Source organism: Pseudomonas sp. PH1b (genome assembly GCF_000633395.1).
In the GTDB taxonomy this organism is placed as follows: Bacteria; Pseudomonadota; Gammaproteobacteria; order Pseudomonadales; family Pseudomonadaceae; genus Aquipseudomonas.
Map to the genome: position 1 here is coordinate 181,510 of NZ_AYMU01000020.1, position 21,382 is coordinate 202,891.

Annotated in this window: 25 protein-coding genes; 10 read left to right on the forward strand and 15 right to left on the reverse strand. The window is 63.9% G+C overall.

The genetic code is table 11. The annotated features are described in order from the left end of the window. The first annotated feature begins 147 nt into the window (after positions 1-147). Complete coding sequence (locus U873_RS0125925) at positions 148-819, forward strand: TetR/AcrR family transcriptional regulator (protein ID WP_025131014.1); 672 nt, start codon at positions 148-150, stop codon at positions 817-819. A gap of 33 nt (positions 820-852) precedes the next feature. Then, complete coding sequence (locus tag U873_RS0125930) at positions 853-1,707, forward strand: sulfurtransferase (protein WP_025131015.1); 855 nt, start codon at positions 853-855, stop codon at positions 1,705-1,707. Between the two features lie 189 nt (positions 1,708-1,896). Here U873_RS0125930 and U873_RS0125935 read toward each other — a convergent pair whose 3' ends face one another. The 5 genes from U873_RS0125935 to U873_RS0125955 form a co-directional block, all read right to left on the reverse strand. Next, a complete protein-coding gene (locus U873_RS0125935; RefSeq protein WP_025131016.1) occupies positions 1,897-2,730 on the reverse strand; it encodes an AraC family transcriptional regulator in 834 nt (277 codons plus the stop codon). Continuing rightward, on the reverse strand, positions 2,723-3,724 hold the full coding sequence (locus tag U873_RS0125940; protein ID WP_025131017.1) for a hydrolase: 1,002 nt from the start codon (positions 3,722-3,724) through the stop codon (positions 2,723-2,725). The genes U873_RS0125935 and U873_RS0125940 overlap by 8 nt, the downstream gene beginning before the upstream one ends. Positions 3,725-3,929: 205 nt before the next feature. Next, complete coding sequence (gene rsmD / locus U873_RS0125945; RefSeq protein WP_025131018.1) at positions 3,930-4,550, reverse strand: 16S rRNA (guanine(966)-N(2))-methyltransferase RsmD; 621 nt, start codon at positions 4,548-4,550, stop codon at positions 3,930-3,932. Next, positions 4,550-6,043: a pitrilysin family protein gene (locus tag U873_RS0125950; RefSeq protein ID WP_025131019.1), complete on the reverse strand. Its 1,494-nt coding sequence runs from the start codon at positions 6,041-6,043 to the stop codon at positions 4,550-4,552. Before U873_RS0125950 ends, rsmD begins: the two co-directional genes overlap by 1 nt. Next, the gene (locus U873_RS0125955; RefSeq protein ID WP_025131020.1) at positions 6,036-7,391 is read right to left on the reverse strand and encodes a pitrilysin family protein; all 1,356 of its coding nucleotides are present in this window, start codon (positions 7,389-7,391) and stop codon (positions 6,036-6,038) included. The genes U873_RS0125950 and U873_RS0125955 overlap by 8 nt, the downstream gene beginning before the upstream one ends. 354 nt (positions 7,392-7,745) lie before the next feature. Here U873_RS0125955 and ftsY point away from each other — a divergent pair, with 354 nt between their 5' ends. The 4 genes from ftsY (at position 7,746) to rpoH (ending at position 11,963) form a co-directional block, all read left to right on the forward strand. Continuing rightward, positions 7,746-9,308 carry a signal recognition particle-docking protein FtsY gene (gene ftsY, locus U873_RS0125960; RefSeq protein WP_025131021.1) on the forward strand — a complete coding sequence of 521 codons (1,563 nt, stop codon included), beginning with the start codon at positions 7,746-7,748 and terminating at the stop codon, positions 9,306-9,308. Then, positions 9,305-9,976 (forward strand): cell division ATP-binding protein FtsE, encoded by a 672-nt coding sequence (gene ftsE, locus U873_RS0125965; protein WP_011064030.1) that lies wholly within the window; start codon positions 9,305-9,307, stop codon positions 9,974-9,976. The genes ftsY and ftsE overlap by 4 nt, the downstream gene beginning before the upstream one ends. Beyond that, positions 9,973-10,995 (forward strand): permease-like cell division protein FtsX, encoded by a 1,023-nt coding sequence (gene ftsX, locus U873_RS0125970; RefSeq protein ID WP_025131022.1) that lies wholly within the window; start codon positions 9,973-9,975, stop codon positions 10,993-10,995. Before ftsE ends, ftsX begins: the two co-directional genes overlap by 4 nt. Positions 10,996-11,108: 113 nt before the next feature. Beyond that, positions 11,109-11,963: an RNA polymerase sigma factor RpoH gene (gene rpoH, locus U873_RS0125975; RefSeq protein ID WP_025131023.1), complete on the forward strand. Its 855-nt coding sequence runs from the start codon at positions 11,109-11,111 to the stop codon at positions 11,961-11,963. Positions 11,964-12,109: 146 nt separating this feature from the next. Here the strand turns inward: rpoH and mtgA are convergent, their stop codons facing one another. Continuing rightward, positions 12,110-12,832 carry a monofunctional biosynthetic peptidoglycan transglycosylase gene (gene mtgA, locus U873_RS0125980; RefSeq protein ID WP_025131024.1) on the reverse strand — a complete coding sequence of 241 codons (723 nt, stop codon included), beginning with the start codon at positions 12,830-12,832 and terminating at the stop codon, positions 12,110-12,112. Between the two features lie 74 nt (positions 12,833-12,906). On the opposite strand from mtgA, the gene U873_RS0125985 reads away from it, so the two are divergent. The 4 genes from U873_RS0125985 to trmB all read left to right on the forward strand — a co-directional run bounded on the left by U873_RS0125985 (position 12,907) and on the right by trmB (position 15,251). Then, positions 12,907-13,287: a DUF423 domain-containing protein gene (locus tag U873_RS0125985; protein WP_025131025.1), complete on the forward strand. Its 381-nt coding sequence runs from the start codon at positions 12,907-12,909 to the stop codon at positions 13,285-13,287. A 70-nt stretch (positions 13,288-13,357) separates the two neighbouring features. Then, entirely contained in the window at positions 13,358-13,558 is a 201-nt protein-coding gene (gene thiS, locus U873_RS0125990) for a sulfur carrier protein ThiS (RefSeq protein ID WP_043274661.1), read from the forward strand. Between the two features lie 163 nt (positions 13,559-13,721). Beyond that, positions 13,722-14,516: a thiazole synthase gene (locus U873_RS0125995; RefSeq protein WP_011064024.1), complete on the forward strand. Its 795-nt coding sequence runs from the start codon at positions 13,722-13,724 to the stop codon at positions 14,514-14,516. 9 nt (positions 14,517-14,525) lie between these two features. Beyond that, positions 14,526-15,251, forward strand: a complete 726-nt coding sequence (trmB, locus tag U873_RS0126000; protein ID WP_025131027.1) for a tRNA (guanosine(46)-N7)-methyltransferase TrmB — start codon at positions 14,526-14,528, stop codon at positions 15,249-15,251. 94 nt (positions 15,252-15,345) lie between these two features. Here the strand turns inward: trmB and U873_RS0126005 are convergent, their stop codons facing one another. The 9 genes from U873_RS0126005 to U873_RS0126045 all read right to left on the reverse strand — a co-directional run bounded on the left by U873_RS0126005 (position 15,346) and on the right by U873_RS0126045 (position 21,370). After that, the gene (locus tag U873_RS0126005) at positions 15,346-15,894 is read right to left on the reverse strand and encodes an RNA 2'-phosphotransferase (protein WP_025131028.1); all 549 of its coding nucleotides are present in this window, start codon (positions 15,892-15,894) and stop codon (positions 15,346-15,348) included. 80 nt (positions 15,895-15,974) lie between these two features. Continuing rightward, a complete protein-coding gene (locus tag U873_RS0126010; RefSeq protein WP_025131029.1) occupies positions 15,975-16,298 on the reverse strand; it encodes a DUF3392 domain-containing protein in 324 nt (107 codons plus the stop codon). 9 nt (positions 16,299-16,307) lie between these two features. Next, a complete protein-coding gene (gene hemW / locus U873_RS0126015; RefSeq protein ID WP_025131030.1) occupies positions 16,308-17,510 on the reverse strand; it encodes a radical SAM family heme chaperone HemW in 1,203 nt (400 codons plus the stop codon). Then, positions 17,507-18,103 carry an RdgB/HAM1 family non-canonical purine NTP pyrophosphatase gene (rdgB, locus tag U873_RS0126020; RefSeq protein ID WP_025131031.1) on the reverse strand — a complete coding sequence of 199 codons (597 nt, stop codon included), beginning with the start codon at positions 18,101-18,103 and terminating at the stop codon, positions 17,507-17,509. Before rdgB ends, hemW begins: the two co-directional genes overlap by 4 nt. Further along, positions 18,100-18,534: a DUF4426 domain-containing protein gene (locus tag U873_RS0126025; protein ID WP_025131032.1), complete on the reverse strand. Its 435-nt coding sequence runs from the start codon at positions 18,532-18,534 to the stop codon at positions 18,100-18,102. Before U873_RS0126025 ends, rdgB begins: the two co-directional genes overlap by 4 nt. Positions 18,535-18,559: 25 nt before the next feature. Further along, complete coding sequence (metW, locus tag U873_RS0126030) at positions 18,560-19,180, reverse strand: methionine biosynthesis protein MetW (protein WP_025131033.1); 621 nt, start codon at positions 19,178-19,180, stop codon at positions 18,560-18,562. Positions 19,181-19,187: 7 nt separating this feature from the next. Next, positions 19,188-20,327 carry a homoserine O-acetyltransferase gene (locus tag U873_RS0126035; protein ID WP_025131034.1) on the reverse strand — a complete coding sequence of 380 codons (1,140 nt, stop codon included), beginning with the start codon at positions 20,325-20,327 and terminating at the stop codon, positions 19,188-19,190. Between the two features lie 162 nt (positions 20,328-20,489). Beyond that, positions 20,490-20,783: a DUF167 domain-containing protein gene (locus tag U873_RS0126040; RefSeq protein WP_025131035.1), complete on the reverse strand. Its 294-nt coding sequence runs from the start codon at positions 20,781-20,783 to the stop codon at positions 20,490-20,492. Beyond that, positions 20,783-21,370 carry a YggT family protein gene (locus tag U873_RS0126045; RefSeq protein WP_025131036.1) on the reverse strand — a complete coding sequence of 196 codons (588 nt, stop codon included), beginning with the start codon at positions 21,368-21,370 and terminating at the stop codon, positions 20,783-20,785. The genes U873_RS0126040 and U873_RS0126045 overlap by 1 nt, the downstream gene beginning before the upstream one ends. Between the last annotated feature and the right edge of the window lie 12 nt (positions 21,371-21,382).

The following is a 21,382-nucleotide window of genomic DNA, read 5'->3' on the forward strand; positions in this document are numbered from 1 at the left end:
ACGGGCTCCGGTTTTTTTATGGGTGGCTAGTTTTTTAGAGCTTATACTCTAAATTGTCAATTACCCTCCTGTGCCGACCGTGATTTATCCGCTTGGGGATAGACCGTAAGATGCAGGCCTGCCTCCACACGATTAAAGCTCAAGCCCATGGCCCCACGCATAAAAACCCGCGAACGCATTGTCCAGTTCAGCCTGGAGCTGTTTAACCAGCAGGGCGAACGCAATGTCAGCACCAACCATATTGCGGCGCACATGGAGATTTCTCCGGGCAACCTCTATTACCACTTCCCCAACAAGCAGGCGATCATCGCCGTGCTGTTCGCCGAATACGAAACCCTGGTGGACAGCTTCCTGCGTCCGCCGCCGGGGCGCGCGGTCACCGTGCAGGACAAGCGCTACTACCTGCAGGCACTCTTGGCGGCCATGTGGCGCTATCGCTTCCTGCACCGCGACCTGGAGCACCTGCTGGACAGCGACGCCGAGCTGGCGGCCCGCTACCGGCGTTTCTCCCAGCGCTGCCTGATCCAGGGCATGGCCATCTACGGGCGCTTCGTCGAGGCGGGGATCATCGCCATGGACAAGGTGCAGATCGAATCCCTGACCCTCAACGCCTGGATCATCCTCACCTCCTGGGTGCGCTTTCTGTGCACCACCCGGGAGAATTCCACCCACCTGAGCGAGGAGGCGATCAAGCGTGGGGTCTATCAGGTGCTGGTGCTGGAAGCCGGGTTCGTTACCGACCAGGCCCGGGAGGCGGTCAACGGCCTGTTCGACGAGTTTTACGTGCCCCTGGCCCAAGCCCTGGAAGAAGTGCAGTAGGATCAGCTTCCGAGTTATTCACAGGAGCCCGCTATGCCCATCGCGCAATTGATCAGCCCGCTTGCCCTGGACCAGAGGAAGCAACAGCCCGGGCTGGTGATCCTGGATTGTCGATTTGCCCTCGAAGACCCGGACTACGGGCAACGCAGCTATGCCGAAGGGCATATTGCCGGGGCGCATTTCGCCGATTTGAACCGGGACCTGAGTGCTCCGGTGATCAAGGGTGTGACCGGTCGGCACCCGCTGCCCGATCCGCTACAGCTGCTGGCGCGCCTGCGGGCCTGGGGGATCGAGGATCACAGCGACATCGTGCTCTATGACGACGGCCCCGGCGCTTTTGCCGCCCGCGCCTGGTGGTTGCTGGCCTGGCTCGGCAAGCGTGACGGCGTGTTCATTCTCGATGGTGGCCTCAAGGCCTGGCACGCGGCCGGCCTGCCCCTGAGCCTGGATCCGCCGCAGACCGTGCCGGGACAGTTCAACGGCCAGCCGGACCACCGCCTGCTGCTGGATGCCGAGCACTTGCAACAGCGCCTGGGCCGGCCGGAGCTGACCTTGCTGGATGCCCGGGGCTTGCCGCGCTTTCGTGGCGAGGTGGAGCCCATCGATCCGGTGGCCGGGCATATTCCCGGAGCGCAGTGCGCAGCATTCACCGACAACCTGGGCAGCGACGGGCGTTTCCTGCCGGCGGATCAGCTCAAGCAGCGCTTTGCCGAGAAGCTGGGGGACCGCTCCCCTGAGCAGCTGGTGGCCTATTGCGGTTCCGGTGTGACGGCTTGCCACAACCTGTTCGCCCTGTGCCTGGCGGGTTATCCCCTGGCGCGGCTGTATGCCGGTTCGTGGAGCGAATGGATCACCGATCCTCAACGGCCTGTCGCCACCGGTGACTGAACCAGTGGTCGAGAGGGGCAGCCGTGTGGCGAGGGAGCGCGCTTGCGCTTGACGGCCAGGCCGTCACACCGCCTGGCTGTGGGGATCGTCCGCAGGCGGGTTGCACCAGGGATTAGGGCCGCTACGCGGCCCAGCGGGAGCAAGCGCCCGCGCCACACACTGGCTCAGTGGCTTGTCGGGCCGGGGCCTTCAGTCCGAACGCCGGGCATTGCGGTAGGCCGCCGGCGCCACGCCATAGACCTGCTTGAACTGGCGGCTGAGGTGGCTCTGGTCGGCGAAACCCAATTGTGTCGCCACTTCCAGGGGCAGGCAGCCATCGCGCAGCAAGGCCCGGGCCTTGGCGATGCGTTGTTGCATCAGCCAAGTATGGGGTGGAATGCCGGTTGCCCGGCGGAACACCCGGGCAAAGTGGAAGGGCGAGAGGTTCACGGCCGCCGCCAGCTCCTCAAGGGAAGGCGGTGCCGCCAGTTGCGCGCTCAGCAGTTCCTTGGCTTGGACGATGGCCCGGTGTTCCAGCCCCGGCTCACCGGGCGCCTTGACCCCTGCATGGCGGCGCAGCAGCAGGAGCATCATCTCGCGCCACAGGGTCTGCTGTTGCAGGGCGGTGGCGGGGCTTTCCAGCAGGTGATGCAACTGCGCGAACCCTTTCACCAGGTCCGGATCGCGGTACAGCGTGGCGCCAAAGGCCGGCAGGCTGCCGCTGGGCAGTTCCAGCTCGTCGAGCAGGCCGAGGATCTGCTGGTTGTCCGGGTAGAAGGCGCGGTACAGCCAGCCGTCTTCGGCGCCTTTGGCACCGGTGTGCAACTCGTCGGGATTGATCAGCACCAGGGTGCCGCTGCCCGCCAGGTGCTCGGCGCCGCGATAGCGGTAGCGCTGGGCACCGGCCATGATCATGCCAATCACATAACCGTCGTGCACATGGGGCACGAAGCGGTGTTCGATATAACGTGCCGCCAGAAGCTCGACCCCCGCCAGTGGCGCGGTCTGCCAGAAACGGATCGACTCGCGGTTGGGCTTATCCATGGCGGCCCAGGCTCGTCAACCACTGTGGAATGCGTCGCTCCAGGTAGTAGCCGGGGCGTTTCAGGCTGCCCTCGACAAACCCCACGTGGCCGCCCTTGGCCTGCAGTTCGAAGCGGGTGCTGGCGGACAGTTCACTGGCTTCGGGCAGGCTGTGGCGGAACACGAAAGGGTCGTCCGCCGCCTGGATGATCAGGGTTGGGGTGCGGATCTCCCCGAGAAAGTAGCGGCTGGATGCGCGACGGTAATAGTCCTGGGCATCGCTAAAGCCATGCAGCGGCGCGGTGACCCGGCCGTCGAAATCCCAGAAGGTACGCATCTTCTCCAGGGATCCCAGCTGCGCCAGGGTCGCCAGGCCATCATGGCGGCCGTCGTGCTGGAACTGGCGCTGCTTGTCCTTGATGTAGGCCAGCATCTCGCGCATGAAATGGGCCTGGTAGATCTTGGAAAACCCCTGGCCGATACGGTCGGCGCACTGGTCCAGGCGAAACGGCACCGATACCGCCGTGGCCCCTTGCAGCGGGCTGGCGCTGCCGCTTTCCCCCAGGTACTTGAGCAGCACGTTGCCCCCCAGGGAATAACCCACGGCGTACAGCGGTGCCTGGGGACGCAGGGTGCGCAAATGCTCGATGGCGGCTGCCAGGTCTTCGCTGGCCCCGGAGTGGTAGCTGCGGGGCAGCAGGTTGGGTTCGCCGGAGCAGCCGCGCCAGTTCAGCGCGGCGCTGGCCCAGCCCTGGGCGGCCAGGGCGCGCTGCAGGCCGGCCACATAGGGCGAGTTGGAGGAACCGGTCAGGCCATGCAGCACCAAGACCAGAGGGGCCTCGGCGCTATGAGGTCCGTGCCAGTCGAGATCAAGGAAGTCACCGTCCTCCAGCCATAGGCGTTCGCGCTGGCGTTCGAGGTGGGTGGTCGGGCGCCACAGTGGGCCCCACAGGGTCTGCAGGTGCGGGTTGCCCAGGCCGAAGGCGGGGGTGAAGCGATCTGGCGAGTCAGGCACGGGGAGGCTCTCGATGCAGCGGTGCGCAACCCGGGCGGGCCGCGCGCCTTGTTCCAGCCGGCTGAAGCACCGGCTCACGATCTGCTGGGTCTAGCTCATTTGGCGTTGAGCATGGCGTCGAAATGCGCATTTCGCGGCCTGAGCTGCGGGCGCTCAGGCATGTTTGCCTGGCCTGAGCGTCGCTGGCGGGATCGTGAGCCGCTTCTTAAGCGGCGTTGTCTGCCATACGTTGCCACAAGGAGTAATACACCTGCCCGGATTTTTGTTCACGGTGCAGGCGCCAGCTCCCCGGCAGGCCCAGGGTCGAAGGCGGGGTTTCGCTTTCGGTGTAGATCCAGGCGTCGTTCGCCAGCCAGCCGCGCTCTTCCAGCAGGGCGCAGGCCGCCGGCAGCAGGTTCTGGTTGAACGGCGGGTCGAGGAATGCCAGGTCGAACGGCGTTGCCGGCTGGGTTTCCAGGTAGCGCAGGGCATCGGCGGTCTGCGCCTGGCCGACGGTGCAGCGCAGGGTGCCCAGGTGCTCGCGCAGGCTGGAGATCGCTACGCTGCTGCTGTCCAGGGCCAGGCCCGTGGCGGCGCCACGGGACAGGGCTTCCAGAAATACCGCGCCGCTACCGGCGAACAGGTCGATGACCTTGGCCCCGGCCACATAGGGGGCGAGCCAGTTGAACAGGGTCTCGCGCACCCGGTCCGGTGTCGGTCGCAGCCCTGGCAGGTCGGGAAAGCTCAGTTTGCGGCTGCGCCATTCGCCACCAATGATGCGCAACTGGCCCACGCCATTGTGCTGGTTGTGGACGGGTTTCTTGCTGGGACGGGCTGGACGGGCCATCAGTGCTCCGGAACCCCGAGCGGCTGCTCGGCGGGTTTGTCAGTAGGGGGCGGCAACGGCTTTTGCGCAACGGTCGGACCGGCGCTGACGATGACCATCTTGTCGACGCTCAGGTGTTTGTTCATGGCGGCCTTGACCTGTTCCACCGTCAACGCCTGGGATTGACGCATGAAGTCTTCCAGGTAGCTCAGCGGCAGGTTGTAGAAGCCCATGGCGCCCAGCTGGCCGACGATATCGGCGTTGCTGGCAGTGGACAGCGGGAAGCTGCCGGCCAGTTCGCGCTTGGCGTCGTCCAGTTCCTTCTGGGTCGGGCCGTTCTGCAGGTAGTCGGCGAACACGTCTTGCACCAGTTTCAGGGTGCCTTCGCTCATTTCGGCGCGGGTCTGCAGGTTGATCATGAACGGGCCGCGGGCCTGCATCGGGGTGAAGCCGGAATAGACACCGTAGGTCAGGCCGCGCTTCTCGCGCACTTCGCTCATCAGCCGGGTGCCGAAACCACCCCCGCCGAGGATCTGGTTGCCCAGGGATACAGCGGCGTAGTCCGGGTCGTCACGGTCGATGCCCAGTTGCGCCAGCATCAGGTTGGTCTGGCTCGAAGGAAACTCGATATGGCCGATGCTGGCCTTGGGTTCTACCGGTTGCTCGACCTTCGCCAGGGCGGGGCCTTTTGGCAGTGCGGCGGAGACTTGCGCGGCAATCGCCTCGGCGTCGCTGCGCGAGAGGTCGCCCACCAGGGCGATCACCACATTGCCGGCGGTATAGGCCTTGGCGTGGAATGCCTGCAGTTGCGCCAAGCTGATGTTCGGAACGCTCTTGGCATTGCCTTCGCTGGCATGGGCATAGGGATGGCTGCCGTACAGGCGCTGCATCAGTTCCAGGCTGGCCAGCTTGCCAGGGTTCTGCTTCTGGTACTCGAAGCCGGCGAGCAACTGGTTCTTGATCCGCGCCAGGGAGTCGGCAGGGAAGGTCGGCTTGCCCACCACTTCGGCGAACAGATCCAGCGCCGGCTGGCGCTTATCCACAGCGCTGAGACTGCGCAGCGAGACCACGGCCATGTCCTTGTAGGCGCCGTTGCCGATATCTGCCCCCAGGCTTTCAAAGCCCCGGGCGATGGCGCCCACATCCTTGCCAGCCACGCCCTCGTTGAGCATGGCGTTGGTCAGCAGGGCCAGCCCGGAGGTGTTGCCGTCCTGGCTGCTACCGGCGGAGAAGATCAGGCGCATGTCGAACATCGGCAACTCGCGGGCCTCGACGAACAGCACCTTGGCGCCTTCGGCGGTGTTCCAGGTCTGTACGTCGAGGGTGCGGTGGGCCGGCGCCTTGCCATCCAGCTCGGCCAGCGATTGCAGCTTCTGGCTGGACTTGGCGTTGTCCAGGGCCTGGCTGGCATCGGACTCGCCAGAGCGCGACAGCAGGTAGAGGCCGCCTGCGGTGAACAGGGCGACCAGCGCCAGGCCCAGCAGGACTGGCGAAGCATTCTTGCGCTTACTCATGAGCGGACTCCTCAGGCAGTACATGGGCCACGCTCATACGCTCCCGGGTGAAATAGGTGCGGGCGGCCTTCTGGATGTCTTCCGGGGTCACGCTTTGCAACTCGGCAAGCTCGGTGTCCATCAACTTCCACGACAGGCCGACGGTTTCCAGCTGGCCGATGGTGGTGGCCTGGCTGGTGATCGAGTCGCGTTCGTAGACCAGCCCGGCGATGACCTGGGCCCGCACCCGCTCCAGCTCCTCGGCGGACGGCGGGGTGGCCTTCAGTTGGTCCAGCAGGCGCCACAGCCCGGCTTCGGCCTGGGCGATGGTTTTCTTCTTCTGGCTGTTGGGGGTGGCGGAGAGCAGGAACAGGCTGTCACCGCGGCTGTAGGCGTCGTAGCTGCTGGAACCGTTGGACAGCAATTCTTCACCGCGCTCCAGCTGGGTCGGGATGCGTGCGCTGTAGCCGCCATCCAGCACCGCGGCCGCCAGGCGCAGGGCGTTCACCGAGCGCTTGTCCTCGGCGGTGGCGATGCTCGGCACGTTGAAGGCCAGCATCAGGCTCGGCAACTGGGTCTTCACGTGCAGGGTGATCAGGCGCTCGCCGGGCTCGGCCAGTTCCAGCGGGGTCTTCGCGGGCGGTACCTCACGTTTGGGGATCGCGCCGAAGTAGCGCTGGGCCAGGGACTTGACCTCGTCCGGGGTCACGTCGCCAACCACCACCAGGGTGGCGTTGTTGGGCGCGTACCAGGACTGGTACCAGTGGCGCAGCTCCTCGACCTTCATCCGGTTCAGGTCGGCCATCCAGCCGATGGTTGGCGTGTGGTAGCCGCTGGCCGGATAGGCCATGGCCTTGAAGCGCTCGTAGGCCTTGGACATCGGCTTGTCGTCGGTGCGCAGGCGGCGTTCTTCCTTGATCACTTCGATCTCGCGGGCGAACTCGTCGGCCGGCAGGCGCAGGCTGGCCATGCGGTCGGCTTCCAGCTCCAGGGCCACGCCCAGGCGGTCACGGGCCAGCACCTGGTAGTAGGCGGTGAAGTCGTCGCTGGTGAAGGCGTTTTCTTCGGCGCCCAGGTCCCGCAGGATCAACGATGCCTCACCGGGGCCAACCTTCTCGCTGCCCTTGAACATCATGTGCTCCAGGGCGTGGGACAGGCCGGTCTGGCCTGGGGTTTCGTAGCTGGAGCCGACCTTGTACCAGACCTGGGACACCACCACCGGTGCGCGATGATCTTCGCGGACCACGACCTTGAGGCCGTTGTCCAGGGTGAATTCGTGGGTGGGTTGGGGGTCGGCAGCCAGGGCTGCAAGGGGCAGACAAACTGTGCTGAGCAGCAGGCCTGCGGCGCGGCGGGCTAGAGCATTCATTCGTTTTTAAACCTGTTGAGCTGCCCGCTTGGTCTTAGCCTGCGCGGGCGAGGAGGTGCTAGGATACTGATCCGTTTTACTGGCGGCCACGCCTATCAGGTTCTCGCGGATCAGGATGTACTTGAGCAGGTTGTATGGGTTGCCGGCAAGAAGCGCTGTTTTATCCGCTAAACTTCGCTCTTTCGCCGATTTTGCCGTTCTAGTCCTAAGTAAAATCGATCGTTGAAGTGCTTTTGGGCATTTCGACAACATGTTGCGCGTGAACAAGCTGGGCTAAATACAGTCTGTTCTGCATCGAATATTTATTTACCGAAGCGCCCTATGGCGCATCGCTACCTTGAGATAGCCGTCTCCATGTTTGGTTCCAACGACGACAAAAAGACCCCAGCCCCGGCTGGCGAGAAGAAAGGCCTGTTCGGATGGCTGCGCAAGAAACCGCAGGAAGCCGTCGTCGAGCAGCCCCCCGTTCCTGTTGAGCCGGCTCCGGCACCAGTTGCTGAGCCTGCTGCGAGTGTTTCCCCGGTGGTGGAGGTCGCTCCGGCCGCACCTGTGGTGCTGCCGCTAGCCGAGCCGATTCTGCAGCCTCAGCCCGAGCCCGAGCCGGCACCGGTTGTTGCGGCCGAGTTGCCGCTGACCCCGAGCCCCGAACACAAGCCCTGGCTGACCCTGCCGGTGGCGGAAGAGCCGGTGGCCTTGGTGGAGGATGCCCAGGCGGAGCATGTGACTCCGCCGATTCCGGCCGTGACCGCCAGCCCTGAGCCAATCGTTGCAGAGCCGGTGATTTCCCCGGCCCCTGTGGTCGAGGAGCAAGCACCAGTAGCGCCGGCATTCACCGCCCCCGAGCCTGTTGCTCCTGCTCCTGCTCCTGCTCCTGCTCCTGCTCCTGCTCCTGCTCCTGCTCCTGTCGCGCAAGCGCAAGTCGAGCCAGTAGCCGCTGCGCCGGAAGCCGAGCCCGTTGCCGAGCCTGCTCGCAGCGAGGAAGCCAAGGTCGGGTTCTTCGCCCGTCTCAAGCAGGGCCTGTCCAAGACCAGCGCCAGCATCGGCGAAGGCATGGCCAGCCTGTTCCTGGGCAAGAAGGCCATCGACGACGAGTTGCTGGAAGACCTGGAAACTCGCCTGTTGACCGCCGATGTCGGGGTCGAGGCCACTTCGGTAATCATCCAGAACCTGACGCAGAAGGTTGCGCGCAAACAGTTGACCGACTCCGATGCGCTGTACGCCTCGCTGCAGGCCGAACTGGCCGGCATGCTCAAGCCGGTGGAGCAGCCGCTGAAGATTGTCTCCCAGAACAAGCCGTTCGTGATCCTGGTGGTAGGCGTCAACGGTGCCGGGAAGACCACCACCATCGGCAAGTTGGCGAAGAAACTGCAGTTGGAAGGCAAGAAGGTCATGCTGGCCGCGGGCGACACCTTCCGCGCCGCGGCGGTGGAGCAGCTGCAGGTGTGGGGCGAGCGCAACAAGATCCCGGTAATTGCCCAGCACACCGGCGCCGACTCGGCCTCGGTGATCTTCGATGCGGTGCAAGCGGCCAAGGCGCGCAATATCGATGTGTTGATCGCTGACACCGCCGGCCGCCTGCACACCAAAGACAACCTGATGGAAGAACTGAAGAAGGTACGCCGAGTGATCGGCAAGCTCGATGCCGACGCGCCCCATGAGGTGCTGCTGGTGCTCGACGCCGGTACCGGCCAGAACGCCATCAACCAGGCCAAGCAGTTCAACCAGACCGTGGAATTGACCGGCCTGGCCCTGACCAAGCTCGACGGTACGGCCAAGGGTGGGGTGATCTTCGCCCTGGCCAAGCAGTTCGGCTTGCCGATTCGTTACATCGGTGTGGGTGAAGGCATCGATGACTTGCGTACTTTTGAAGCCGAACCCTTTGTCCAGGCACTGTTTGCCGAGCGGGAGCGTTCATGATTCGTTTCGAACAGGTCGGTAAGCGCTATCCCAACGGCCACGTCGGCCTGCATGAGCTGAGCTTTCGCGTCCGTCGCGGCGAATTCCTGTTTGTCACCGGCCACTCCGGTGCCGGCAAGAGCACCCTGCTGCGCCTGCTGCTGGCCATGGAGCGCCCGACCACCGGCAAGCTGCTGCTGGCCGGCCAGGACCTGGGGCAGATCAGCAACGCGCAGATCCCGTTCCTGCGGCGGCAGATTGGCGTGGTGTTCCAGAACCACCAACTGTTGTTCGATCGCACCGTGTTCAACAACGTAGCCCTGCCGTTGCAGATTCTCGGCCTGTCCAAGGCGGAAATCGCCAAGCGCGTGGATTCGGCCCTGGAGCGCGTGGCGCTCTCGGATAAAACCGATCTCTACCCCGGCGACCTGTCCACCGGCCAGCAACAGCGCGTGGGCATCGCTCGGGCCATCGTCCATCGTCCCGCTTTGCTCCTGGCGGACGAACCCACCGGTAACCTCGACCCGCGTCTTGCGGCGGAAATCATGGGCGTGTTCGAAGATATCAATCGCCTGGGCACCAGCGTGCTGATCGCCAGTCACGACCTGGCCCTGATCGCCCGCATGCGCCACCGCATGCTGACCCTGCAGCGCGGCCGATTGATCGGCGACGGGGAGGCAGGCGTATGAGTGCTACACGTACCCCTAAAGTCGCGGAGCGCGTAGCGCCCAAGGCCTCCGAAGCACCACCGCCGAAGAAAAAGCGCGACGAAGACGACGGCCCGGATTTCGGCACCCTGCTGCACGCCTGGATCGAGAGCCACCGCGCCAGCCTGCTGGACAGCCTGCGGCGCCTGGGCAAGCAGCCCATCGGCAGCTTCTTTACCTGCCTGGTGATGGCCGTGGCCCTGAGCCTGCCCATGGGCCTGTCGTTGTTGCTCAACAACGTCGAGCGCCTGGGCGGTTCCTGGCAGCGCGCGGCGCAGATCTCGCTGTATTTGGCGCTGGATGCCAGCGCCACCGAAGGCGAGAAGCTTCGCGAAGAGATCAAGGGGCTGCCCGGCGTGGCGGATGCCGAGTTCATCAGCAAGGAAAAGGCCCTGGAAGAGTTCCAGCAGCAGTCCGGGCTGGGCGAGGCGCTGCGGGAGCTGCCCCATAACCCATTGCCGGGCGTGGTGCTGGTAACGCCGAACGAGGTGGACAAGGCAACGCTGGAAGCCCTGCGTCAGCGCTTGGCGGAAATGCCCAAGGTGCAGCTGGCACAGCTGGACCTGGTGTGGGTCGAGCGGCTGGCGGCGATCCTCAAGCTGGGGGATCGCTTTGTCTTCGGTCTGACGGTGTTGCTGGTTTCTGCATTACTTTTGGTGATAGGCAATACCATTCGTCTTCATATTGAAAACCGCCGCACCGAGATAGAAGTGATTAAACTCGTCGGCGGCACGGACAGTTATGTTCGTCGGCCCTTCCTCTATATGGGCGCGCTGTATGGTTTTGGCGCGGGGATCCTGTCCTGGGGAGTGCTGGCGTTCGGCCTGGACTGGCTGAACGATGCGGTAATCGGCTTGGCCGGCTTGTATGGCAGTGATTTTGCCCTCGCCGGTGTCCCGGTTGCCGATGGTCTGTCGCTCTTGCTAGGGGCGGTGCTGTTGGGTTATATCGGTGCGTGGATTGCGGTGGCCCGCCACCTGAGGGAGCTGGCACCGAAGTAATGTCTTTTTGCTTGTATTGACCTTTCAGCATTTATGGGAACTTGTTTCGCGGTTTCCGGTCAATTTTCGCAGTGCTGAATGGCACGAGTTATGTGAGTCGGAGGTTTTTTCGTATGACCACTTCTTTGCAACCTGCTTATGCATTGGTTCCAGGCGCAAACCTGGAGGCTTATGTACACACGGTGAACAGCATTCCATTGCTGACCCCGGAGCAGGAGCGTGAACTGGCCGAGAGTCTCTACTATGAGCAGGATCTTGAGGCGGCTCGGCAGATGGTGCTCGCCCACCTGCGTTTTGTCGTACATATCGCCCGCAGCTATTCCGGCTACGGGCTGGCCCAGGCCGACCTGATCCAGGAAGGCAACGTTGGCCTGATGAAAGCCGTGAAGCGTTTCAACCCCGAGATGGGTGTGCGCCTGGTGTCCTTTGCGGTGCACTGGATCAAGGCGGAGATTCACGAGTTCATCCTGCGTAACTGGCGGATTGTGAAGGTTGCGACCACCAAGGCGCAGCGCAAGCTGTTCTTCAACCTGCGCAGCCAGAAGAAGCGTCTGGCCTGGTTGAACAACGAGGAAGTCCATCGCGTGGCCGAAAGCCTGGGCGTGGAGCCTCGCGAAGTGCGCGAGATGGAGAGTCGCCTGACCGGTCAGGACATGGCCTTCGATCCGGCTGCCGAAGCGGACGACGACAGTGCATTCCAGTCTCCGGCCAACTACCTGGAAGACCATCGCTACGATCCTGCGCTGCAACTGGAAGATGCGGACTGGAGCGACAACTCCAGCAGCAACCTGCATGAGGCGCTGGAAGTGCTGGACGAACGCAGCCGGGACATCCTCTACCAGCGTTGGCTGGCGGAAGAGAAAGCGACGCTGCATGACCTGGCGCAGAAGTACAACGTTTCGGCTGAGCGGATCCGCCAGCTGGAAAAAAGCGCGATGAACAAGCTGAAACTGTCCATCGCCGCCTAAGTGTCAGGCACCCCGCAAAACGCCCCGAGATGATCGGGGCGTTTTTGTTTGTGCGCCTGCCGTAGGGGCCGGCTTGCCGGCGAATCCCCGGCCCGTCACCCGTCTCGAACATGCTCGAGAAGAGCGGGTACAAAGCCGATTCCGACTCACTCAGCCCAGGGCGCCCTGCGCGACTCGTTCAGCCGATTCAGGTAGTCCGCTCCGCCCAGCTGGCTCATCTGCCGACGGATCCAGCCGGCCCGTTGCAGGACGTAGGTGCTGGGGCGCGCTGCGCTCCATACCCGCGGGTTGGGCAGGACCGCAGCCAGCAGGCTGGCCTGTTGTCGGGAGAGATTGGCGGCACTGACGCCGAAGTGATGGCGCGCAGCCGCTTCGGCGCCGAACACGCCTTCGTCCCATTCGACGCTGTTGAGGTAGACCTCAAGAATCCGCTGCTTGGGCCAGAGCACCTCGATCAGCGCGGTAAACCAGGCCTCCAGGCCTTTGCGCAGGTAGCTGCGGCCGGACCACAGGAACAGGTTCTTCGAGACTTGCTGGCTCAGGGTGCTGGCGCCACGGATCGAGCCGCCGCGTTCGTTGTGGGCAAAGGCCGCTTGAATCGCGTCAAGGTCGAAGCCCCAGTGATCGGGGAACTTCTGGTCCTCGCCGGCGATGACCGCCACCTTGAGGTTGTCGGAGATTTCATCCCAGGGTTTCCAGGTGCGTTGCAGGTCGATGGGGTCGTTGTCGACCCAGGACTCGATCTTGCGCTCCACCATCAGGGCAGTGCCCGGTGGTGGCACGAAACGTAGCACCAGTACCAGCAGGACACTGCCGACCACGAACCACATCAAGGCTTTTACAAGGCGACGAAACAGAAAACGCAGCATAGAGATGGCTTGGCCGAACCCGTTGAGCGCGCCATTATACAGACCCTTTGTGCTGAATCTGACTGGAGTTCCTCATGTTGCGTGGCTTCCTGATGCTGGCCGCCTTCTTCGGTTTCACCGGGGTTGCCCTCGGCGCCTTCGCCGCCCACGGCCTGAAAAACCGCCTGAGCACGGAGTACCTGGCTATTTTTCATACCGGCGTGACCTATCAGCTGGTGCATACCCTGGCGCTGTTCGGCGTCGCCCTGCTGGCGGCGCACATTCCCGGGCGCCTGGTGACCTGGGCCGGCGGAGCCTTCATCCTGGGCATCCTGCTGTTCTCCGGCAGCCTGTACCTGCTGACCCTGACCGGCATCAGCAAGCTGGGCATCATCACCCCCTTCGGCGGTGTGGCCTTCCTGGTCGGCTGGTTCCTGCTGGGGCTCGCCGCCTGGCGCCTGCAAGTCGCCGCCTGACGCTTGTAGCTGACCTTTAGGTCATGATCGGGCTAGAATGCTGGCCCCTAAAAATGATGGCGGCCTTGGCATGCGCATTCAGTTGAACGGTGAATCCCTTGAACTGCCCGACGGCTCGACCGTTGCGGCCCTGCTGAGCCATCTGGAACTGACCGGACGGCGGATCGCGGTGGAACTCAACCTGGATATCGTTCCGCGCAGCCAACACGCCGAAACCATCCTCAACGAGGGCGATCAGGTGGAAGTGGTTCACGCCATCGGTGGCGGCTAGTCACTGGCGTCAACCGCGCTGCTGCTAATCTGCGCAGCGCCCTGGCCCGATTCCGGGCCCTCTCATGGACGACAGGCGTTCACCGGCCCCGGATCGAGGGTCACCAGCGCCCCGGGCCTGATACAGAATTCTGCAAGAACCTCACCCCAACAGAGGATTTCCGATGAGCAACGTTCGTAGTGACAAGCCTTTCGTCCTGGCCGGTCGGACGTACCAGTCGCGTTTGCTGGTAGGCACCGGCAAGTACCGTGACATGGAAGAAACCCGCCTGGCCATCGAGGCCTCGGGTGCCGAGATCGTCACCGTCGCGGTGCGCCGGACCAATATCGGCCAGAACCCGGGCGAACCGAACCTGCTGGATATCCTGCCGCCGGATCGCTACACCATCCTGCCCAACACCGCCGGTTGCTATGACGCGGTCGAAGCCGTGCGCACCTGCCGCCTGGCCCGTGAGCTGCTCGATGGCCACAACCTGGTGAAGCTGGAAGTGCTGGCCGACCAGAAGACCCTGTTCCCCAACGTGCTGGAAACCCTCAAGGCCGCCGAAGTGCTGGTCAAGGAAGGGTTCGACGTGATGGTCTACACCAGCGATGACCCGATCATCGCTCGCCAGCTGGCGGAAATGGGCTGCATCGCGGTCATGCCCCTGGCCGGCCTGATCGGTACTGGCCTGGGGATCTGCAACCCGTACAACCTGCAGATCATCCTCGAAGAAGCCAAGGTCCCGGTGCTGGTGGATGCCGGTGTCGGCACCGCCTCCGATGCCACCATCGCCATGGAGCTGGGTTGTGAAGCGGTGCTGATGAACTCGGCCATCGCCCACGCGCAGCAGCCGGTCATGATGGCCGAAGCCATGAAACACGCGATTGTCGCGGGCCGCCTGGCCTACCTCGCCGGTCGCATGCCGAAGAAACTCTATGCCAGCGCCTCCTCGCCGCTGGATGGTCTGATCAAGTAAGAGCCATTGATGACTGAATCAAACGACACGCCAATCCAGCCGGAAGAAGGCGACGAGCGCCAACACCGCCGTATCAAGAGTTTCGTGATGCGCGCCGGGCGCATGACCGAAGGCCAGCAGCGCGGCCTGGACCAGGGGGCACCGCTGTACGTGCTGCCCCTGGCCGATGCCCCGGTGGATTACGACCAGGTGTTCGGCCGTTCGGCGCCGCGCTCCCTGGAGATCGGCTTCGGCATGGGCCACTCGCTGCTGGAAATGGCCGCGGCGGCTCCGGAGCAGGATTTCATCGGTGTGGAAGTTCACCGTCCGGGTGTTGGCGCGCTGCTCAACGGCGTGCTGACCCAGGGCCTGACCAACCTGCGGGTCTACGATTGCGACGCCATTGAGGTGCTCAACCGTTGCATCGCCGACAACAGCCTGGATCGGCTGATGCTGTTCTTCCCCGATCCCTGGCACAAGAGCCGGCACCACAAGCGCCGTATCGTCCAGGCGTCCTTTGCCGAACTGGTGCGCAGCAAGCTCAAGGTCGGCGGCATTCTGCACATGGCCACCGACTGGGAGCCCTATGCCGAGTACATGCTGGAAGTGATGAACGTTGCCCCGGGTTATCGCAACCTGGCCGAAGACGGCAAGTGCGTACCGCGCCCGGCCGAACGCCCGATCACCAAGTTCGAACGTCGTGGCGAGCGCCTGGGCCACGGTGTGTGGGACTTGAAGTTCGAAAAGCTCGCCTGAGCCACGCAAACCCGCGGTTGTAGGAGCTGGCCGAGCGGCGTTCCGCTTGCCAGGGAAGGGGCCCTCAAGGACGCCTTCGCCAGCAAGCTGGCTCCTACAAGGGCTTGATGAAACCGACCGGTACCTGGTCGGTCAGCCACACCCCATTCTCCGCCTGATAGAAGGTGAACCCCTGGGCCTGCATGGCCTGGGCGTCGATCTGCAGGATCACCACCTGGCCATAACGCTGGCCCACGGCCCGGGCGGTATCGAGGTCCTGGGACAGGTGCACGTGATGGCGTGACCCCGGGATCAGTCCTTTCTCGTTGATCGAAGCCATGAAGCGCGTGGCGGTGCCGTGGAAGAGCACGGCGGGCGGTTGCCGGGCCTCCAGCTGCAGTTGCACGTTTTTGTTGGAGTGCCCCTGGACGGCGCGAATCCGCTGGCCGTCGGCGGACAGGGCGAAGCGCTTCTTGTCATTGCCTTCGACCACCAGCGCGATCAGTTCCCGGCTCATTTGCCGGCCGTGCTTGGCCGCGCCGCTGATCAGCGCGTCGATATCGCCCCAGCCTTCGCTGTCCAGTTCCAGGCCGATGGCCTGGGGTTCGTGGCGCAGCACGTAGCTGAGGAACTTGCTGCTTTCCTCGATGATTTTCTGGCTCATGCTCTTCCTTGATAACGGGGGGCCGTTAGATTGCGTTGGCTGGCAAGCCGGCTCCTACGGGGTAGGAGCGGGGCTCAAGGTCAGCGGCGATCAGCGACCACGCCAATCAGCACCAGCACCACCAGCAGCACCGGCGCCAGGCTGTAATTGTTGAACTGGCTCAGGCCGCGGACGATCCACGGTGTCGCATAGATCAGGGCCAGGCCGCTGCCGATCATGCACAGCAGGGCCATCAGCGGCACCCGCAGGGCGCCGGCCATGCCACCCAGGCGTTGTTCGACCCAGCCCTTGATGTCTGCGCCGAACAGCACCAGCAGGCAGCCCACCAGCGCCAGGGAGATTTCCGAAAGGTTGCTGCGACTCCAGCGGGACACGGTGGCAAGCAGGTCGAGTACCAGATCCATGTGATTTCCTTAGATCAGAAAGTATTGCAGCAGGTCGTTGAGGAAGAGTTGCCCACGGGGCGTGGCCGCCAGGCGTGAGGGTTCGACCTGCAACAGGCCGCTTTGTTCGGCCTGGCGCCGGCCTTCGGCGAGGCTCGCCAGGTCCAGCCCGGTGCGCTGGGCGAACAGCGCCGCGTCGACGCCGTCGGTGAGGCGCAGGGCGTTCATCAGGAACTCGAACGGCAGCTCTGCATTGCTCAGGGCCTTCTCGCCGGCTTGGTACTGCTTGGCCGGGTTCAGGTAGTCCTTGGGCAGGCGGGTCTTCCAGGTGCGCAGGATGCGCCCGTCCGGGTGGCTGAGCTTGCCGTGGGCGCCGGCGCCGATGCCGATGAAGTCGCCAAAGCTCCAGTAGTTCAGGTTGTGCCGCGCCGCACGGCCCGGCTGGGCGTAGGCCGAGACTTCGTACTGGGCATAGCCGTGCTCGGCCAGCAGGGCCTGGCCGGCTTCCTGGATATCCCACAGGGTGTCGTCTTCCGGCAGCACCGGCGGCTGGTTCCAGAACACTGTGTTGGGCTCCAGGGTCAGCTGGTACCAGGACAGGTGGGTCGGCTTCATCGCAATGGCCTGGCGCAGGTCGCCCAGGGCGTCGTCCAGGGACTGGTCCGGCAGGCCGTGCATCAGGTCCAGGTTGAAGTTGTCGAACCCGGCCTGGCGCGCCATGCCGGCAGCGCGAATGGCTTCATCGCCGTTGTGGATGCGGCCCAGGGCCTTGAGTTTCTGTTCCTGGAAGCTCTGGATGCCAATGGACAGGCGATTGATCCCCAGGGCGCGGTAGGCGGTGAACTTCTCTTGCTCGAAGGTCCCGGGGTTGGCTTCCAGGGTGATCTCGATGTCGCTGGCGAAGCGGATACGCTGTTCCACGCCCTTGAGCAACCGGCCCAACGCCTGGGCGCTGAACAGGCTGGGGGTGCCGCCGCCGAAGAAGATCGAGCTCAGCTCGCGGCCGTGCACCGCATGCAGGTCCTGGTCGAGGTCGGCCAGCAGGGCGTCGACGTACTCCTCTTCCGGCAGCGTCGGGCTGGCGGCGTGGGAGTTGAAGTCGCAGTACGGGCATTTGCGCACACACCAGGGGATGTGGATGTACAGCGCCAGGGGCGGCAATTGGGGCAGGGCCGCCCGGGGCGTTTGCGCGCCGCCGTGAATCAGCGGCGACGCGGAGGGCTCATGACTCATTTCAGGCCCAGGCGTTGCCGCAGAATGGCCATGGCGCGGGCGCGGTGGCTAAGCTGGTTTTTCTCCACGGGGCCCAGTTCGGCACTGGAGCAGTCACGCTCGGGCACCCAGAACAGCGGGTCGTAGCCAAAGCCGTGCTCGCCGCTGGCGGCGGTCAGGATGCGCCCGTGCCACAGGCCCTCACAGAGGATCGGCAACGGGTCGTCGGCGTGGCGCACCAGGGCCAGGACGCAGACGAACTGCGCGCCGCGCTGGGCTTCGGGCACGTCCTTGAGCGCTTCCAGCAGCTTGGCGTTGTTCGCCGCATCGCCCTGGCCGTCGGCGTAGCGCGCCGAGTAGATGCCCGGCGCGCCGCCGAGGAAGTCCACCGCCAGGCCGGAATCGTCGGCCAATGCCGGCAAGCCGGAAATGCGCGCGGCATTGCGCGCCTTGAGGATGGCGTTTTCGACGAACGACAGGCCGGTTTCTTCCGGCTCGACGCTGCTGAACTCGCCGATCGAGCGCAATTGCACCGAAGCGCCGAGCATGGCCTGGAGTTCTTTGAGTTTGCCGGCGTTATGGCTGGCCAGTACGAGTTGCGTGAGGTTCATTATTCGCCCGGGAATAGCTCTTGGTTGAAGCTGAAGCTGTTGGTGTCACCGCCAGTTTGCACATTGATGGTGAACGTACGGTTTTCCTGCTGCTCCACCGGGAACTGGGCGATGTAGTAGATCGCGCCCTGTTCAGTGATCTGCCGGAAGTTCAGGGTGATGCTCTTGCTGGTCAGGTCCTTCACCGTGCCACTGACCTGGGCGACCAGCGGTTTGCCGTCCTTGATCAGGGAGACGTTGATGACCCCCTGGTTCTTGCTGCGGATCAGCTCTGCAGCCTTGGCGATGTCCGGTTGCAGGTAGGTGGAGTTAAAGGTGTTGTAGTGCACGGTAACGTCACCGAACACTTCCTGGCGCTCGCCCTTGATCGGATCCGCCGCCAGGGCCGCAAGGCTCAGGCAGGCAGTCAGTAGAAACGTAATCCAGCGACCCATGATCGTTCTCCTCGATGCAGCGTGGTTAAACCGCGACTTTGTGATCCTGCAGGCCGGGACTGCTGACGCGGTAGATGCCGATCTCTCCTAAGAGATTAGGCCATAGCTTACTGGCCCACCCGTGGCGGTGTTGTTGATCGACGGCAAGGCGATTGATGACCCGGGCTTCGCGCTCGCGGCACAGCTCTTCGAAGTCCTCGAAGGTGCAGAAGTGGATGTTCGGCGTGTTGTACCAGGTGTACGGGAGGAATTCCGAGACCGGCATCCGACCCTTGCTGGCCAGGTACCAGCGGCAGCGCCAGTGACCGAAGTTGGGGAAGGTGATGATGCACTGGCGGCCGACCCTGAGCATCTCGTCGAGGATCTTGTCCGGGTAGTGCACGGCCTGCAGGGCCTGGGTCATGACCACGATATCGAAGCTGTTGCTGGCAAAGTTGCCCAGGCCCTTGTCCAGGTCCTGCTCGATGACGTTGATGCCCTTGGACACGCATTCGGCGATGTTGTCCGGGTCGTTTTCCAGGCCGTAGCCGGTGACTTGCTTGTGTTCCTGCAGCCAGCTCAGCAGCTCGCCGTTGCCGCAGCCCAGGTCGAGGACGCGGCTGCCGGCGGGGATCCATTCCTGGATGATTTCCAGATCGGCTCTCATCGATTCCTCACAAGGTGATGCGGTTCATGTAGTGACTGAAAGCCTGCAGGTAGCGCGGGATCGGGATCAGGAAGGCGTCGTGCCCCTGGGGGGCGTCGATTTCCAGGTAGCAGACGTCCTTGCGCGCGGCCATCAGTGCGTCCACCAGTTCCCGGGAGCGGGCCGGGGAGAAGCGCCAGTCGGTGGTGAAGGACATCACGCAGAACTTGGCAGTGGCGTTGGCGAAGGTCTTGGCCAGGTCATCGTCGAAGTTGGCCGCCGGGTCGAAGTAGTCCAGGGCCTTGGTCATCAGCAGGTAGGTGTTGGCGTCGAAACGCCCGGAGAACTCCTCGCCCTGGTAGCGCAGGTAGCTTTCGACCTGGAACTCGACGCTGTGGAAGTCGTAATTGAGCTTCTCGCTCTTGAGGCCGCGGCCGAACTTCTCGCCCATGGAGTCGTCGGACAGGTAGGTGATATGGCCCACCATCCGCGCCAGCATCAGCCCGCGCTTGGGGATCACCCCCTGCTCCTGGAACGAGCCGCCGTGGAACTCGGGATCGGTGAGGATCGCCTGGCGCGCCACTTCGTTGAAGGCGATGTTCTGTGCCGAGAGCTTGGGCGCCGAGGCGATGGCCAGGCAGTGCCGGACCCGGTCCGGGTAGGTGATGGTCCATTGCAGGGCCTGCATGCCGCCGAGGCTACCGCCGATCACCGCGGCCCATTGGCCGATGCCCAGGCGATCGGCCAGGCGTGCCTGGCTGTGTACCCAGTCTTCCACGGTGAGTACCGGGAAGTCGGCGCCAAATGGCTTGCCGGTGTCCGGGTTGAGGCTGCTGGGTCCGGTGGAGCCGTTGCAGCCGCCGAGGTTGTTGAGGCTGACGACGAAGAATTTGTTGGTGTCGATCGGCTTGCCCGGGCCAATGCAGCTGTCCCACCAACCGGGCTTGCGGTCGTCGGGACTGTGGTAGCCGGCGGCATGATGATGGCCGGACAGGGCGTGGCAGATCAGAACCGCATTGCTGGCGCTGGCGTTGAGCTGGCCGTAGGTTTCATAGACCAGGTCGTAAGCGGCCAGCGCGCGTCCGCAGGCCAGGGCCAGAGGATCGTTGAAGTGCGCTGTTTGCGGCGTGACCAGACCAACAGAATCGGGGGGGAAGGCAGTTGGCATCGACCCTGCTCTCATTTAAATGAGGCGTAAGTCTAAAGACCGCTGCACCCAGCGGCAAGCAAAGCCCGGGGCTGTGTTCGTTGCGGGAAATGACCTGGGAGGTTCGCTGGCAAGCCAGCTCCTACAGCGGACACAGGACGTAGGAGCCGGCTTGCCGGCGAATCAGGCGGGGCGAGCCAGCCCCGGCAGCTCCGGCAGCTTCTTCGGCGCTTGCAGGCGCACCCGCTTTTGCCGGTTCAGCTCGCCGCTGACCAGGCTGACGTGGCTCTTGGGAATGCCGAAGGCCTTGGCCAGGAACGCCATCAGGTGGGCATTGGCCTTGCCTTCGACGGGCGGGGCGGTCAGGCGGATCTTCAGGCGATCACCGTGCAGGCCAGCGAACTCATCGCTGCTGGCCTTGGGTTGCAGGTGACAATCGAGGATCAGATCGTCACCGTCCCAGCGGAAATAGCTCATCAGATCAGGCCAAACAGCTCACGGGGCATGAAGGTGTAGAACGCCATCCGTGGGATCAGCCACTGTTGCAACAGCTGGATCACGATGAAGGCCAGGATCGGCGAGATGTCGAGGCCGCCCAGGTTCGGCACGATACGGCGGAACGGCGCCAGGAACGGCTCGCTGATCTGGTAGGCCAGTTCGGCGCCCGGGCTCTGGCTGCCAGGGGCGACCCAGGACAGGATCACGCTGATGATCATGGCGAAGAACCAGATCTTCAGCAGCAGGGCGAAGATGCCGATCGGGGCCCAGAGCAGCAGGCCAAGCACGTTGAAGGGGATGTAGCTGAGGGTGAGGATGATGGCGAACAGCACCATCTGCACGATCAGCGCCAGCACCAGCGAGGACAGGTCCAGGCCGAACACGCTGGGGATGATCCGGCGCATGGGCTTGAGCAGTGGCTGGGTGGCCCGCACGATGAACTGGCAGATCGGGTTGTAGAAGTTGGCCCGTACCACTTGCAGGATGAAGCGCAGCAGGACCACCAGCAGATACAGGCTGCCGAGGGTCTGGATGACGAAAATGGCAGCGTCGTTGAGTCCGAACATCATTGATTCCTT

Bases quoted from the DNA above. Each gene is read 5' to 3' on its own strand.
- U873_RS0125925 (WP_025131014.1), top strand. From the start codon at position 148: ATGGCCCCACGCATAAAAACCCGCGAACGCATTGTCCAGTTCAGCCTG.
- U873_RS0125930 (WP_025131015.1), top strand. From the start codon at position 853: ATGCCCATCGCGCAATTGATCAGCCCGCTTGCCCTGGACCAGAGGAAG.
- U873_RS0125935 (WP_025131016.1), bottom strand. From the start codon at position 2,730: ATGGATAAGCCCAACCGCGAGTCGATCCGTTTCTGGCAGACCGCGCCA.
- rsmD (WP_025131018.1), bottom strand. From the start codon at position 4,550: ATGGCCCGTCCAGCCCGTCCCAGCAAGAAACCCGTCCACAACCAGCAC.
- U873_RS0125950 (WP_025131019.1), bottom strand. From the start codon at position 6,043: ATGAGTAAGCGCAAGAATGCTTCGCCAGTCCTGCTGGGCCTGGCGCTG.
- U873_RS0125955 (WP_025131020.1), bottom strand. From the start codon at position 7,391: ATGAATGCTCTAGCCCGCCGCGCCGCAGGCCTGCTGCTCAGCACAGTT.
- ftsY (WP_025131021.1), top strand. From the start codon at position 7,746: ATGTTTGGTTCCAACGACGACAAAAAGACCCCAGCCCCGGCTGGCGAG.
- ftsE (WP_011064030.1), top strand. From the start codon at position 9,305: ATGATTCGTTTCGAACAGGTCGGTAAGCGCTATCCCAACGGCCACGTC.
- ftsX (WP_025131022.1), top strand. From the start codon at position 9,973: ATGAGTGCTACACGTACCCCTAAAGTCGCGGAGCGCGTAGCGCCCAAG.
- rpoH (WP_025131023.1), top strand. From the start codon at position 11,109: ATGACCACTTCTTTGCAACCTGCTTATGCATTGGTTCCAGGCGCAAAC.
- mtgA (WP_025131024.1), bottom strand. From the start codon at position 12,832: ATGCTGCGTTTTCTGTTTCGTCGCCTTGTAAAAGCCTTGATGTGGTTC.
- U873_RS0125985 (WP_025131025.1), top strand. From the start codon at position 12,907: ATGTTGCGTGGCTTCCTGATGCTGGCCGCCTTCTTCGGTTTCACCGGG.
- thiS (WP_043274661.1), top strand. From the start codon at position 13,358: ATGCGCATTCAGTTGAACGGTGAATCCCTTGAACTGCCCGACGGCTCG.
- U873_RS0125995 (WP_011064024.1), top strand. From the start codon at position 13,722: ATGAGCAACGTTCGTAGTGACAAGCCTTTCGTCCTGGCCGGTCGGACG.
- trmB (WP_025131027.1), top strand. From the start codon at position 14,526: ATGACTGAATCAAACGACACGCCAATCCAGCCGGAAGAAGGCGACGAG.
- U873_RS0126005 (WP_025131028.1), bottom strand. From the start codon at position 15,894: ATGAGCCAGAAAATCATCGAGGAAAGCAGCAAGTTCCTCAGCTACGTG.
- U873_RS0126010 (WP_025131029.1), bottom strand. From the start codon at position 16,298: ATGGATCTGGTACTCGACCTGCTTGCCACCGTGTCCCGCTGGAGTCGC.
- hemW (WP_025131030.1), bottom strand. From the start codon at position 17,510: ATGAGTCATGAGCCCTCCGCGTCGCCGCTGATTCACGGCGGCGCGCAA.
- U873_RS0126025 (WP_025131032.1), bottom strand. From the start codon at position 18,534: ATGGGTCGCTGGATTACGTTTCTACTGACTGCCTGCCTGAGCCTTGCG.
- metW (WP_025131033.1), bottom strand. From the start codon at position 19,180: ATGAGAGCCGATCTGGAAATCATCCAGGAATGGATCCCCGCCGGCAGC.
- U873_RS0126035 (WP_025131034.1), bottom strand. From the start codon at position 20,327: ATGCCAACTGCCTTCCCCCCCGATTCTGTTGGTCTGGTCACGCCGCAA.
- U873_RS0126040 (WP_025131035.1), bottom strand. From the start codon at position 20,783: ATGAGCTATTTCCGCTGGGACGGTGACGATCTGATCCTCGATTGTCAC.
- U873_RS0126045 (WP_025131036.1), bottom strand. From the start codon at position 21,370: ATGTTCGGACTCAACGACGCTGCCATTTTCGTCATCCAGACCCTCGGC.